A 14,543-nucleotide genomic window follows, 5' to 3' on the forward strand; every position below is an offset into this window, starting at 1 on the left:
CCTCCTGTGGGTCGGACTTCAGTCCGACTCTGCCGCCCAATCAGTGCGACGTTCCCAGGTAGGCCTTGATCACTTCGGGGTTGTTCTTCACGTCTTCCGGCACGCCGTCGCCGATCTTCTTGCCGTAATCCAGCACCACCACCCGGTCCGAGATGTCCATCACCACGCCCATGTCGTGCTCGATCAGCACGATGGTGGTGCCGTAGTGGTCATTCACGTCGAGGACGAAGCGACACATGTCCTGCTTCTCCTCCACGTTCATGCCGGCCATCGGCTCGTCGAGCAGCAAAATGTGCGGCTCGGCGGCCAGCGCCCGGGCCAGCTCGACGCGCTTTTGCAGGCCGTAGGGCAGGCGCCCCACCGGGGTCTTGCGGATGTCCTGGATCTCGAGGAACTCGATGACCTCTTCCACCTTGATGCGGTGCGCGATCTCCTCTTTTTGCGCGGCGCCCCAGTACAGGGCGTGCTGCAGGAAGTTGCACTTCATCTTGAGGTTGCGCCCGGTCATGATGTTGTCGAGCACGGTCATGCCCTTGAACAGCGCAATGTTCTGGAAGGTACGGGCAATGCCCTGTTCCGCCGCCTCGTGCGGTTCCATCTTCGGGCGCAGCGCGCCCTTGAAGAAGATCTGCCCTTCCTGCGGGTGATAGACCCCGTTGATCACGTTGAGCATCGAGCTCTTGCCGGCGCCGTTGGGGCCGATGATCGAGCGGATCTCGTGTTCCTTGACGTTGAAGCTGATGTCGGTGAGCGCCTTCACGCCGCCGAAACGCAGGGAGATGTTCTGGAGGTCGACGATCACGTCGCCAATCTGTCTGGCCATGGGTCGTTCTCCTCAGGCGGCCTTCCGCGGCAGCGGCGGAAAGGTTTTGGCGTCTTCGATGCGCAGCTCGGCGCTGACCTTGTTGCTGCGGCCATCTTCGTAGCTCACCTGGGTTTCGATGAACTGGCTCTTCTTGCCGCTATACAGCGCGTCGATGAGCACCGAATAACGGTCGGCCACGAAGTTGCGGCGCACCTTGCGGGTACGGGTCAGCTCGCCATCGTCGGCATCGAGTTCCTTGTGCAGGATCAGGAAGCGCTTGATCTGCGATTCGCTCATGTTGGCGTCGCTGGCCAGGTCGGCATTCACCTTCTCGATGCACTCCTTGATCAGCTCATACACCTGCGGCTGGCAGGCCAGATCGGTGTAGCCGGCGTAGGCCATGCCCTTCCTCTCGGCCCAGTTGCCGACGGCTTCCAGGTCGATGTTCACGAAGGCAGTCACAAAGTCGCGGCCGTTGCCAAAGCACACCACTTCCTTGATGTGCTGGAAGAACTTGAGCTTGTTCTCGATGTAGTTGGGGGCAAACATGCCGCCGCCGGTGAGTTTGCCCACGTCCTTGGCCCGGTCGATGATCTTCAGGTGGCCGTCTTCGTCGAAGAAGCCTGCATCGCCGGTCATGAAGTAGCCCTCGGCATTGATCGACTCGGCGGTGGCGTCCGGGCGCTTGTAGTACGACTTCAGCAGCATCGGCCCGCGCACCAGGATTTCCCCGTTGTCGGCCAGCTTCACCTCCACGTTGGGCGCTGGCGTGCCGACCGAATCCAGCTTGATCTGGCCGTCCGGCTGCAGGCACACATAGGCGCAGGTTTCGGTCTGGCCGTAGAGCTGCTTGAGGTTGATGCCGATCGAACGATAGAAGCGGAACAGGTCCGGCCCGATGGCGGCGCCGGCGGTGTAGGCCACGCGCACCCGGCTGAGGCCGAGCACGTTCTTCAGCGGGCCGTAGATCAGCGCATTGCCCAGCGCGTACTGCAGGCGGTCGCCGGCGGAAACGTGCTTGCCGTCCAGCAGGTCGGCGCCGCAGCGCCTGGCCACATCCATGAAATGCTCGAACACCTTGCGCTTGATGCCGCTGGCGTCCTCCATGCGGATCATCACCTGCGTCAGCAGGTTCTCGAAAACCCGCGGCGGAGCAAAGTAATAGGTCGGGCCGATCTCGCGCAGATCGCCCATCACCGTCTCGCCGGACTCCGGGCAATTGATGGTGAAACCGGCCACCAGCGCCTGGGCATACGAGAACAGATGGTCGCCCACCCACGCCATCGGCAGGTAGGACAGGATGTCGTCCTGGTCGGTGAGCTTGTCGAAACTGCACCCGCCCTGGGCCGCGGCGATGAAGGCCGCATGGCTCTGGCAGACGCCCTTCGGCTTGCCGGTGGTGCCCGAGGTGTACAGCATCACCGACACATCGTCGGGGCTGCCCTTATCGATCTCGTTGCCGAGGAAGTCCGGGTGATGCTGGTCGTGGATGCGGCCCATTTCCAGCACTTCATCCAGGCCGTGCAGGAAGGTCTGGTTGTAATGACGCAGGCCGCGCGGGTCGTCGTAGATGACGTGTTCAAGGAGGGGCAGGCCATCCTTGATCTCGAGCATCTTGTCCACCTGCTCCTGGTCTTCCACGCAGGCGAAGCGGATCTCCGCATCCTCCATCACGTAGGCCATCTCCTGCGCCACGGCGTCCTGGTACATCATCACCGGAATGCCGCCAAGGCACTGGCAGGCCGCCACCGACCAGTACAGGCGTGGCCGGTTGTCACCCACCACCGCCAGCCGGTCCCCGCGCCGGAAACCCAGCTCCGCCAGGCCACTGGCAATCGAGCGCACGCGCTCGGCCACTTCAGCCCAGGTGTAGGTTTGCCAGATCCCGTATTCCTTCTCGCGCATCGCTGGCCGGTTGGGCCGCTGCCGGGCATGGTTCATCAGCAGGCGCGGAAAGGTATCCAGGCTCCCAGTCTCGGCCGCTGTCGCTCGGGCATTGGACATACCCCATCCTCCTCCGGTTTTGTCTCAGTCTCGTCCCCGCAGCTTCTTCCGGCAGCGCCCTGAAAGGACGGCAGCCAGCGGCTACGGATGGTCTTTTTGCTGAGCGACAGTCTTGCAAACCAAGTTTGCTCAACTGTTTTTCAAATGTACGGAATTGTGAGGAGGGGGGGGGCTGAAACTACTTCGCGTAACACTCCGAGAAGTGCGCGTCCTCATACTCCTTGCGCCGCTGTTCAGCCTGACTCTTGAATGCGGGCGTGTAATACCCATCGCGCTCGGCTGCGGCGTTTCTGGCCCCACGCTGATAGCCGGCGCACTTTGAATTGTGGGCAGCCTCGGCCGAGGCACGCTGCGAGCGTTCAATCCTGCGCTCGATTTCCAACCGGTCACGCTGGGCATCTACTGCAGCTACCCCCCGGGAATCGGAAAGCGCCCGTTGCTGGGCATCCAGCTGATCGCGGCGGCTTGGCTGATGTACCTTCAGATCGACGATCTTCGGCTTGTCTCCGCAGGGTATCTCCGAATAAGTGGTGACGCCGCCCGACGTGCACTTGAACACCTCTGCCCAAGCAGGCGACACCACCAAAGCCAAAGACAGAATCCACATGCGCACGTCAGCGCCCTCCCACGATGAAGATATTGATGACCTTGTTGTCAGGCACCCCGGCCATGATCGATGTGATGAAAATACCGAATGTAATTGCGATGCTGCTGATGACAAGACCGCGCAGCAGCTTTTCCACCCAATCGCCACGCCCTTTGCGGGCCCGGGCGGCTTCGGCGGCATTTACCCGCACAGAATCTGCAAGGGATTCACGATAGATCCGCTGCTCACCGATTTTACGTAAGGACTCACGCCTGGCTTTTACAGCGGGATCGAACTTTGCATAGATGATTCCGCAGCGAGGACATGTGCTGTCGAGGCCAACAGCGTTTGCTGAGCACCGATAGTGGCACTGGGGGCACTGCACCGTTCAGCCTTCCGCCACGAACTTGACGATGACCTTATCGATCGACAGCGTCATCTTCAAACCAGCAATCTCAACTTGCACTCCACCATGGTTAGAGGCGGAATGCGACTGCGGCAACGCATCCCCAATCACGCTGGAAAGCGCGTCCATCATGGCTTTGGATAAATCGAGACTGTTCATAGTGCCTCCGCATGATGAGGGTGCCATGCTATTCGGTTTATTCATTATGCGAAGTGAAGCACGTCACTTTACGAGTCCCCGTCGCTGCATGGCTGTGTCTTTATGCACGGAAACGCCCCCCAGCGCCTGCTCGATGAGGCGACGCCCTCGACAGCGGGGCCGCCGGCTCCAGCGCGGCAGGAAAGCGTCCCAAGATCACGGCCGGCCGCGCGGAGGAAGCACGGTTTTCCCACCGGGAAAACAGCGATAATGGCGGCCAATTCGTTTTGAACGCTATTTCAGGATTCCCCCATGGAAATTAAGGTCAATTTTCTCGACAAGCTTCGTCTTGAAGCCAAGTTCGATGACTTCACGGTAATCGCCGATCAGCCTATCCGCTATAAGGGCGATGGCTCGGCGCCGGGTCCGTTTGATTACTTTCTGGCTTCATCGGCTTTGTGTGCGGCTTATTTTGTGAAGCTGTACTGCGAAACGCGCAATATCCCTACCGACAATATCCGCCTGTCGCAAAACAATATTGTTGATCCGGAAAACCGCTACAAGCAGATTTTCAAGATCCAGGTCGAATTGCCGGCGGATATCTCCGCCGCAGACCGGCAGGGCATCCTGCGCTCCATCGAGCGTTGTACGGTGAAAAGGGTGGTGCAAACCGGGCCTGATTTTGTCATTGAGGAAGTAGAAAATCTGGATGCCGATGCGCAGGCCTTGCTGACACTGAATCCGGATTCAGCGGCAAGCACCTATATTGCGGGCAAGGATCTGCCGCTGGAGCAAACCATCGCCAATATGTCGGCGGTGCTGGCGGGCCTGGGCATCAAGATTGAAATCGCGTCGTGGCGCAATCTTGTTCCCCATGTGTGGTCGCTGCATATCCGCGATGCGCACTCGCCGATGTGCTTTACCAATGGCAAGGGCGCAACCAAGGAAAGCGCCTTGGCCTCGGCCTTGGGTGAATTCATCGAGCGAGCGAATTGCAATCATTTCTACAACGACCAGTTCTGGGGGGAAGACATTGCCAATGCGGCATTCGTGCATTACCCGGATGAGCGCTGGTTCAAGCCGGGCCGCAAGGATGCGCTGCCGGCTGGCATTCTCGATGACTACTGCCTGCAGATTTACAACCCCGATGGCGAGTTGCGCGGCTCGCATTTGTACGACACCAACTCCGGCAACGTGCAGCGCGGCATCTGTGCGCTGCCGTATGTGCGCCAGTCGGACGGCGCGGTGGTGTATTTCCCCACCAACCTGATCGACAACCTGTTCCTCAGCAATGGCATGAGTGCCGGCAATACGCTGGTCGAAGCACAGGTGCAATGCCTGTCGGAAATCTTTGAGCGGGCGGTAAAGCGTGAAATTCTGGAAGGTGAACTCGCCCTGCCCGATGTGCCGCACGACGTGCTGGCCAAATACCCCGGCATTCTGGCCGGCATCGAGGAACTGGAAAAGCAGGGCTTTCCGGTACTGGTGAAGGATGCCTCGCTGGGCGGCGAGTTTCCGGTGATGTGCGTCACCTTGATGAACCCGCGTACCGGCGGTGTATTTGCGTCGTTCGGGGCCCACCCGAGCCTGGAGGTGGCGCTGGAGCGCAGCCTGACCGAATTGCTGCAAGGGCGCAGTTTTGAAGGCCTGAACGATTTGCCCCGGCCCACCTTTGAAAGCAACGCCGTCACCGAGCCGAATAACTTCGTTGAACACTTCATCGATTCCAGCGGCGTGGTGTCGTGGCGCTTTTTCAGTGCCAAGGCCGATTACGAATTTGTCGAGTGGGACTTTTCCGGCCAGGGTGAAAACTCCAATGCCATTGAGGCCGCGACACTCTTCGGCATTCTCGAAGAGATGGGCAAGGAAGTGTACATGGCGGTGTATGACCAATTAGGCGCAACGGCCTGCCGCATTCTGGTGCCGGACTATTCGGAAGTCTATCCGGTGGAAGACCTGATCTGGGACAACACCAACAAGGCCCTGCAGTTCCGCGCCGACATCCTGAACCTGCATCGCCTCGACGATGCCAGCCTGGAAGCACTGCTGGAACGTCTGGAAGACAGCGAGCTTGATAATTACACCGACATCATCACCTTGATCGGCATCGAGTTTGACGAGAATACGGCCTGGGGTCAGCTGACGATTCTGGAATTGAAGCTGCTGATCAATCTCGCCTTGCAGCAATTCGAAGCGGCGAAGGAACTCGTCGAAGCCTTCCTGCAATACAACGAGAACACCGTTGATCGCGGCTTGTTTTATCAGGCCCTGAATGTGGTGCTGGAGGTGCTGCTGGACGACGAGCTGGAACTGGACGATTACGTGGTCAATTTCCGCCGCATGTTTGGCAACCCGCGCATGGATGCGGTGCTGGGCTCAGTGGACGGCAGCGTGCGCTTCTTCGGTCTGACGCCAACAAGCATGAAACTGGAAGGGCTCGACAGGCATCAGCGCCTGATCGACAGCTACAAAAAACTGCACGCGGCGCGGGCCTGTCGGGTGGCCGGTATCGGATAAGCACCTGTCGCTCATTGACTTGACCTCTGCAGCCACTTCAACACGGTTTCATAGAGCCGGTCCGGATCGGTCGGCTTGGTTATAAAGTCGTCCATCCCGGCTTCGCAACAGTGTTTCTTGTCCTCGGCAAAGGCATTCGCCGTCATCGCCAGAATGGGAATTCCCGCGCGGTGGGGCAGTTGCCGGATCTGTCGCGTCGCATCCAGACCGTCCAGAACCGGCATTTGCATATCCATCAGGATCATCGCATAGCTGCCCGAGCGGGCCATTTCCACGGCTTCCCGGCCATCCCTGGCGAGGTCGACCTTGAGACCGACATCCTCCAGCAGCATCTGGGCAATTTCCCGGTTGACCGGTTCGTCCTCCGCCACGAGGATGCGCTTGCCGGCATGATCGCGCTGGATCGCCTGCTCGGCGCTTTCCCCCCCGGCCTTGGCCTTCTCCTCGACGGAATGCTCGGCCTTCCTGAGAACCGCCGTGAACCAGAAGGTACTGCCCTTGCCTTCGGTACTGATCACGTCGGCGCTTCCTCCCATCACTTCGGCGATCTTCCGGGTGATCGCCAGGCCCAGACCGGTGCCGCCGTACTTGCGCGTGGTCGAGTTGTCGGCCTGCTCGAAGGCGCCGAATAGTTTGCTGAGTACGTCGGGGGCAATGCCGATGCCGCTATCCTCGATTTCGAAACGGAGGGTAACGGTCGCATCCGTCTGTGATTCTTGCCTCACTCTCAGGGTGATGTGGCCTGTCTCGGTGAACTTGAGGGCATTGGAAGCATAGTTGAGCAGAGCCTGCTGCAGCCGGGTGGGGTCGCCATAGAGGTTGGGGGGCACGGAGACCGTCTCCATGTGCAAGCGAATCCCCTTGCTCCTGGCCTTCTGACCCAGCATCGAGGCGATGTTGCCGAGCAGGGCTTCGACATGAACCGGGGCATCGTCCAGCGTGAATTTGCCGGCTTCTATCTTGGACAGATCGAGAACGGCATTGAGGATCTCAAGCAGGTGATTGCCGGCGACTTCGATCTTTTCAATCTTGTCGGTCTGCTCCGGATTCAGCCCGCTGCGGCGCAGGATGTGGGCCATGCCGGTGATGGCATTCAGCGGGGTACGAATCTCGTGGCTCATGTTGGCCAGGAAGGCGCTCTTGGCGACGTTGGCGGTTTCGGCGGCTTCTTTGGCCATGCGCAGATCCCGTGTCTGCGCCTTGACGAGTTCTTGAAGATGCTGGCGATGCTGCTCGAGTTCGAGCTCATTCCGCTTGCGTGCGGTAATGTCCGTATGGGTCCCGCACATGCGCAGCGGCTTACCGTCAGCGTCACGCTGCATCACGCTGGCCTGGTCAAGAATCCAGCGCACGCTGCCGTCCTTATGGAGCATCCGGTACTCAAGCCGATGCATGCTGGAGCGTCCCTCGAGCACCGCATTGATGGAGTTCCATGCGCACTCGCGGTCATCCGGGTGAATGAAATCCGTCCATTGCCTGGCAGTCTGCTGGATTTCGCTGTGGGAGTAACCCAGCAACGCGGCCCACTGCTCGTTCCGGTCGACTTTACCGGCCGCAATGTTCCAGTCCCAAAAACCGAGTTCTGACCCTTGCAGGACGAAGCGCAGCTGTTTCTCGCTATTCTCCAATGCGAGTTCCGAGTGTTTGCGTTCGGAAATGTCCTCCACCATGGCAACCACATAATCCGGGCTGCCATCCGGCTTGCGCACATGGCTGACAGCCAGTCGCGTATAGACCAGGTGACCATCCTTGTGGATGAAGCGCTTGTCCATGGCATAGCTGTTGATTTCGCCGGCCAGCATGCGGTTGAACTGTGCCAGGTCGGGTGCCAGATCCTCCGGGTAGGTGAGCGCCGGCCAGGACATGTGGGTCAGTTCAGCGCGCGTATAACCGAGCGTGGCGCAAAGGGCATCATTGACCTCGACCCAGCCTTTTTCCAGGCTGGTGATGGCAAGACCGACGGTGGAGTGATCGAAGTAGGCGTGAAAACGCTCCATGCTGGCGCGCTCTTCTGCAATCACGGCATTCTGTGCAGCCTGCAATGCCTCGCGGTCGCCCAACTGCAGCTCGTAATTGCGAAAGATCAGGCACAACAGCATGGTCGCCAAAGGATAGAACAGCAGGAGCACCCACCAGGCCTGTTCGATGAAGGCATACCCCGCGCGGTTGGGCACCAGCGTAAATGCCGCCAACTGAGCGATCTGCACCACCACGCCCAACACGAAGTAGTGTCCGGCAGCCGGAGTCGTGTTGCGGCGTTGCCACCACCACCGCGCCAGTACCCCAAGCAGGGCGGACTGGAGCACCACCATCACGCCAACTGGCGCACCGATGCCGCCTAGCTGGTAGCGATAAACAGCCGCCATACCCGCGGCAATCGCGCCAGCCACGCCGCCGCCCACCACGCCGGCCACCGACAGCACAATAGAGCGGCCATCGAAGATCAGGCCCGGTGCAAAGTTCACCGGGTTCACCATCCCCAGCAAGGTCACCCCACCAAACACGAGCCCGAGCAGCACCTGACGGTTCAACGAGGACTTGTGGAAACGTGAAACCACAAGCTGGCCTGCTGCTACCAACGCAACCAGGAAGGCGATGTTGTTGATCAGGTTGATAAGCATGCTTTAGCGCCGAACGGGTTTGGAGGCTCGATTACTCTTGTGGCAAAGCCAGCTGAACGCAAGATACAACGAACACGACCGTCTCGTGCATTCACGGCAGTTTCCGAGTCGACCAGCCGTTTCCACGCTTGATTTCGTCTTCCATTGCCGTACTCCTGTGTCGCCCCTGTCAAGGTCAACACCTGAGCAGGGACTTACTGGGTCAATACAGGTGGCCCAAGCGGCAAACCCCGTTCACCGCCAGTCACATCCAGGGCACCCACCCATCCTGTGCGCCAAGCCCCCTCACCCAATCACCTCAAAAACGCTGATGCACCTTCCTTGACCCCTTGTTTCATATACACTTTTCTGTATAAATCTTCTCACCGATCTTCTCACCCAAACCAATGGCACGGACTCCGCCCTTCCCCCCCGCTCAACTCGAGGCCCTGCTGGCGCGCCGTCAAGGCTGGCGGGCCGTGGAGCTGGCCGATGAACTGGGTGTCAGCGTTCCGACCCTCCACCGGATGTTGCAGGGGCTGGCGCCGCAGGTGGTGTCGGCCGGCAAGGCCCGACGGGCTCGCTATGCCCTCAGCCGGCCGGTGCGGGGAGTGCGCCAGCGCTACCCCCTTTACGCGGTAGACGAAACCGGTGCTGCCGAGGAGATTGCGACCGTGGTTCCGGTCTGCCCCGCGGGCACCTGGATGCCCCTCCCCGCCGGCATCTGGCCCGTTCCGAATGAAGCGCGTGACGGCTGGTGGGAGGGCTTGCCCTATCCGTTTTACGACATGCGTCCCCAGGGCTACATGGGCCGCCAGTTCGCGCTCGTGGCGCATCAGCCCTTGCAAGTGCCGGCCAACCCCAACGAGTGGACGGACGATGACATCCTCTATGCCCTGAGCCTGCGGGGCGCCGACCTCCCCGGCAATCTCATTGTCGGCCAGACAGCCTACGAGACATGGCTGCACACCAAGGTCACCCCCCTGCGCCTGCTCGATGAAGCCACGCTCGGCGCGGCTTACGCGGAACTGGCCGAACAGGCTGTCGGCAGCGGGGTCGCCGGCGCCAGCGCGGCCGGGGAGTTTCCCAAGTTCACGACCACCCGCGCAGAGGAAGGACGGCCCACGCCGCATGTTCTGGTGAAGTTTTCCGGGGCGGATGGCTCAACGGCGGTCAGGCGCTGGGCCGACCTGCTCATCTGCGAGCATCTGGCACTCGAGGCCATGCGTGCCATTCCCGGTGTCGACAGCGCCCGCAGCCGCGTGTTGCAGCACGCGGGGCGAACCTTCCTCGAACTCGAACGCTTTGACCGGCACGGGCTGCATGGCCGCAGCCCGGTATGCAGCCTGTTCTCGCTCAATGCTGCACTGCTGGGCGACAGCTCGACCGACTGGAGCCGGCTTGCCGCACGCCTGCACATGGACAACCGGCTGTCGGCCGACACGCTCGAACAGGTGCGGCGCATCGGGTGGTTTGGCAAGCTCATCGGCAACACCGACATGCACCTGGGCAACCTGAGCTTCCGGCCGGGCCCCGAACTGACTCTCGCCCCCGGCTACGACATGCTGCCGATGTTCTACGCCCCCCTGGCCGGCGGCGAAGTCCCCGAGCGGGAATTTGGCGTGCAGCCCCCGCTCCCCCTGCCACCACAAAAAACCGACTGGCACCTTGCCTGCGAAGCCGCCCTGCAGTTCTGGCGGCAGGCCGAACAGGATGCCCGTATCAGTTCAGACTTCCGGCAACGCTGTGGCGCGAACGCCCGGAAAATTGAGGGCTGGCGGGGGCTGGTGTAGGGGTCAGGCAAGAATAGCCACTTGCCGAACCTGGCGAAGAACCAACCAGCACCACTTCAAGCACGATATCAAGAATTGTTTCGAGCATTTCCCCTCCAAGCCAGCCCAGTTCTCCTTCAACCAGAGTTAATGCACCTTTTGGGGGAATTAACTTGGCTAAAAGCTGAACCCGTTCTGCTCCGGGGAAAACAAGTTCATCTCGGAGCTGAACTCACTCCCCTTTCAGGAGAACCGGTTCGGCTCACCGCAAGGTCAGTTCATCTCAAAGCGAAGCCGGTTCACTAAAAGGTTGAACCCGCTTAGCGTTAAGCCGAACCGGTTTTCTTTTGCGCCTTGCGCCGGCCCTGGCGGGCGTAGTCGGACTGAAGTCCGACCCACAGGGGGCTGAGATCAGACGGATTTGTCGTCTTGCTCAGGTGCCTTGTCGGCAAACGCCTTCGCGGCATCCGAAAGGGAATCGACTCTTCTGGACCTGGCTTCGTCAGGCTTGCCGAGCACAGGCAAGGTAAAAGCGGGTTAGCACGCTCAAGCCATCTCACCCAAAATGTTACAATTCGTCACCTTCAGCGCTTGATAGCCATCTGCATGACGAGATCCCCCTTCGAAGTCATTCATGGTGCTTTGCACACCCATGACAACGACGGTTCATTCTGGCTTGGCGAGATCACCGCCTTGCTCAACGATCCAGCGCATCACCGGCACAAGAAGGCCCTGGAAATCGTGAAGGTCTATGTGGAGAATCTGCTCCGCGCCGCCTCCGGGGGGTTGAATGAAAAGGTGAGCAATCACCCTGAAGCCCGTCAGTCATAGCGACCGGCCCCTGCGCTTCAGGCCGCCGGCGGCGCGGCGCTTACAACCTCATCCCGCCAGAGTTCCTTTGCCACGAAAAGCGCAAACAGGTCAGCGTCGATGACCCTGCGGCGGCTCATGTCGCGCATGATCTCAAGCGTGTCGGTGATCGTGAGGGCATCTTTGTAAGGTCGATCACTGGCCGTCAGCGCCTCAAAGATGTCAGCGATCGCCATGACCCGCGCGGTCATGCTCATGTCGTCTCCGCACAGGCCACGCGGGTAACCCCGTCCATCCATCGTTTCATGATGCCCGCCCGCCATTTCAGGCACGGCAGCCAGGTCGGACGGAAACGGCAGGCGCGACAGCATGACGATGCTTTCGATGATGTGTTCCTTGATCTTGAAACGCTCTTCCTCGGTCAGGGTGCCATGCCTGATCCTGAGGTTGTACAGCTCCCCGCCGTTGTACAAATTGGCCGGCGCGCGCATCGAAAAGCCCCAGGGGTTGCCAGCCAGCAGACGATCACTGGGAGGGCGCGGGATCACATCAGTCGGGTCGTCGCGCAAGAGGGGTTCATCGGCCGGCAGCGGTCTTGCAGGCGCACTGCCACGCCTCGCCAGTTCGGCATTCGACAGACCCAGCCCCTCGTCGAGGGTGCGCAGCCAGCGCCTGCGGGCGATACGCTCGAGACGCTGCTGACTCTCGGCGGGCATGTCCTCACTGCCACGATTGCAGGCCGCCACAAAGGCAAAGTCGTCATCCAGCGTTCGCCACAGTTCGTCGCGTGCGGCACGTAGATGCGCCTCATCCCCGCCCTGGGCAAGGCCCTGCCAGTAGGCGATCTCCGCATCGCGCTTGAGAACTTCAAAGCGGGTCCGGATCTCGTGAATCCGGTTGTAAAGGGTTTCAAGCTTGGTCGCCTTGTCGATCACGTATTCGGGGGTGGTCAGCTTGCCGCAATCATGCAGCCAGCTCGCAATCTCCAGCGCCTCCCAGCCCGAGGCATCGAGGCGGTAGGCGGCGAAGGGGACGGTTTCAGCCTCATGGGCGGCCCGCGCCAGACGCAGGGCGACCTCCGGGACGCGGCGACAATGCCGGCCGGTGTGGGGGGATTTGGCGTCGATCGCCTCACCCACCATCCGGACGACACCTTTGAGAAGCGCCTTGCGGCCCTTTAACAGGCGCTGATTTTCGAGCGCAACGGCAGCCGTGCCGGCCAGCGCCGCCAGAAAGCCGATCACTTCGGCCCGGGCCAGGCCACAGCGTGCGGAAGGTCGATCGGCCAGGACCAGGGTTCCGAGCACCTCGCCTTCCGGCGTACGCAGCGGAATACCGAGCACTTGCAGCATGCCGCCATCGCTGGCCGGCAATCTCAGGCTGAGCGGCCCGTCCGCCTGCATGACAAAACCGGAGAGTTCCTCGGCGGCCCTCGCCACCGCCGACAACTCGACCCCCGCTGCGTCGAGCCAGTGTGCCGCCAGCATCCCCTCGCCCCATTCACCATCGACGCGCACCGCGCTCCATGGCACGTGGGCAACCTCGCGCGCGCCGGCCTCAACCTGTTCCAGCACGCTCGCCACATCGCGGGCGGAACCCAGATCGCGCCCCATTTCGAGAAAGCGCGCAATCGCGCCCGACATCATGCTCATCGCCCCGGCGAGCTGGTCTACCTCCAGGATCACCGAGCGGGCGTCCGCCTGGGGTTCGAACTGCAATGCAGACACCTCACGGGCATTCTGCGCAAGTAGGTGCAGAGGCCGGGTCAGCAGACGCGACAAGGCCCAGGCCAGGGGAAAACTGAGAATGACCGCCAGCACGGTAAACAGGATGGAGCGCTGTCGCAGCCGATAGGCCTCGGCGAAGAGTTCATCCTCGGGCGTGGCAACGACCAGTTTCCAGGTCTCGTCCACGAACCCGGGCATGGGTGCAATGGATACCTGCCACACCCGCCCGTCGGCGGCAGGGTCGTGAGGGGTAGTCAACGACATCCCGGGCGCTGCTATCGTCGAATTGTCCTGCGCCACCAGGCTGATCCGCGTGGAAGGCGTGAGCACCTGCTCCGCCAGCAGATTGCCGATACGGGCAAAGCTCACATTGACGCCAAACACCGACGCTCCGTTGCGGCGCGCGAAGGTGATGCCGCGTCCCTGCCCGTGCTGGAAGTCGTAGGCCTTGGTCACCTCGATCCGCTCGGAGGCGGCGGCAAGGCGGTACCAGTCGGAGAGCCGCGGCTCAATGCGCGCCCCTGTCCATGCGCTCGCCCGGATGAGGCGCAGATCCTTGTCGAAGAGATACTCAAGCCCGCTGCAGGCATCCACCGGGTCATCTGTTGAATCCATGTCGATCACGGACCACACGGCCATCGCGCCGGAACGGGCGCGCTGCGCCAGGAACAGCGCCCCGTCGCCGTAGCCGACCATCACCGAGTCGATCAGCGGATCGGCATCCAGCAGGCCGGTCAGTTCCGGCAAGAACTGAAAACGCTGGGCACGCGTGCTCGCATCGGCAAGCGGTGATGCGGCCAGCAGAATGAAACTGCGGCGGACAGCCCGGTTGGCGCTGTTCAACGTTCGGCGCACATCCTCTGCACGATCGCGGAAAAGGGTTGCGTTCGCGGCTTCGATCAACAGGCGTGTTTCACCGAAGTGGTAAACGGAGATCGTTGCACCAACGGCGAGAATCAGAAGCGAAAACAGCACCGCCACCGGAATATGCAGCGGAAGACGCATGGGCATAGACATGGAAATCAAGCTAGCGCTCCGGTGTGACGCTGACGTGACCAAAAACCCGGGCGAAGGGAGCCTGCGCTGTCATCGCACTGAAACCTGAGCTTCATCACCCGGGAGTAGCGTTGTTCTAACCCGCAAGTGGGATCGGCAATCTTTCCGGTCTGCGGGAAACA

The 14,543-nt window shown here is 61.0% G+C and carries 10 protein-coding genes; 3 read left to right on the forward strand and 7 right to left on the reverse strand.

Going from position 1 to position 14,543, the window contains the following annotated elements; all coding sequences use genetic code 11:
• Positions 1 to 40: 40 nt before the first annotated feature.
• From ETQ85_RS01855 to ETQ85_RS26065, 5 genes are all read right to left on the reverse strand, one after another.
• Positions 41 to 823, reverse strand: coding sequence for an ABC transporter ATP-binding protein (locus ETQ85_RS01855; RefSeq protein ID WP_148577432.1), 783 nt, complete (start codon positions 821 to 823; stop codon positions 41 to 43).
• A 12-nt stretch (positions 824 to 835) separates the two neighbouring features.
• The gene (locus ETQ85_RS01860; protein WP_148577433.1) at positions 836 to 2,809 is read right to left on the reverse strand and encodes an AMP-dependent synthetase/ligase; all 1,974 of its coding nucleotides are present in this window, start codon (positions 2,807 to 2,809) and stop codon (positions 836 to 838) included.
• A gap of 178 nt (positions 2,810 to 2,987) precedes the next feature.
• Complete coding sequence (locus ETQ85_RS01865; protein ID WP_187394550.1) at positions 2,988 to 3,416, reverse strand: DUF4124 domain-containing protein; 429 nt, start codon at positions 3,414 to 3,416, stop codon at positions 2,988 to 2,990.
• A 7-nt stretch (positions 3,417 to 3,423) separates the two neighbouring features.
• A complete protein-coding gene (locus tag ETQ85_RS26060) occupies positions 3,424 to 3,780 on the reverse strand; it encodes a hypothetical protein (RefSeq protein ID WP_187394551.1) in 357 nt (118 codons plus the stop codon).
• A gap of 3 nt (positions 3,781 to 3,783) precedes the next feature.
• Positions 3,784 to 3,960, reverse strand: coding sequence for a hypothetical protein (locus ETQ85_RS26065; RefSeq protein WP_187394552.1), 177 nt, complete (start codon positions 3,958 to 3,960; stop codon positions 3,784 to 3,786).
• Positions 3,961 to 4,251: 291 nt separating this feature from the next.
• On the opposite strand from ETQ85_RS26065, the gene ETQ85_RS01870 reads away from it, so the two are divergent.
• Positions 4,252 to 6,456: an OsmC domain/YcaO domain-containing protein gene (locus ETQ85_RS01870; protein WP_148577435.1), complete on the forward strand. Its 2,205-nt coding sequence runs from the start codon at positions 4,252 to 4,254 to the stop codon at positions 6,454 to 6,456.
• 11 nt (positions 6,457 to 6,467) lie between these two features.
• Here ETQ85_RS01870 and ETQ85_RS01875 read toward each other — a convergent pair whose 3' ends face one another.
• A complete protein-coding gene (locus tag ETQ85_RS01875; RefSeq protein WP_148577436.1) occupies positions 6,468 to 9,077 on the reverse strand; it encodes a PAS domain S-box protein in 2,610 nt (869 codons plus the stop codon).
• Between the two features lie 386 nt (positions 9,078 to 9,463).
• Here ETQ85_RS01875 and yjjJ point away from each other — a divergent pair, with 386 nt between their 5' ends.
• Entirely contained in the window at positions 9,464 to 10,849 is a 1,386-nt protein-coding gene (yjjJ, locus tag ETQ85_RS01880) for a type II toxin-antitoxin system HipA family toxin YjjJ (protein ID WP_148577437.1), read from the forward strand.
• A 585-nt stretch (positions 10,850 to 11,434) separates the two neighbouring features.
• A complete protein-coding gene (locus tag ETQ85_RS01885; RefSeq protein ID WP_148577438.1) occupies positions 11,435 to 11,659 on the forward strand; it encodes a hypothetical protein in 225 nt (74 codons plus the stop codon).
• A 17-nt stretch (positions 11,660 to 11,676) separates the two neighbouring features.
• Here the strand turns inward: ETQ85_RS01885 and ETQ85_RS01890 are convergent, their stop codons facing one another.
• The gene (locus ETQ85_RS01890; protein WP_246128603.1) at positions 11,677 to 14,382 is read right to left on the reverse strand and encodes an HD domain-containing phosphohydrolase; all 2,706 of its coding nucleotides are present in this window, start codon (positions 14,380 to 14,382) and stop codon (positions 11,677 to 11,679) included.
• Between the last annotated feature and the right edge of the window lie 161 nt (positions 14,383 to 14,543).

The organism is Zoogloea oleivorans, assembly GCF_008107625.1.
Taxonomy (GTDB): Bacteria; Pseudomonadota; Gammaproteobacteria; order Burkholderiales; family Rhodocyclaceae; genus Zoogloea; species Zoogloea oleivorans.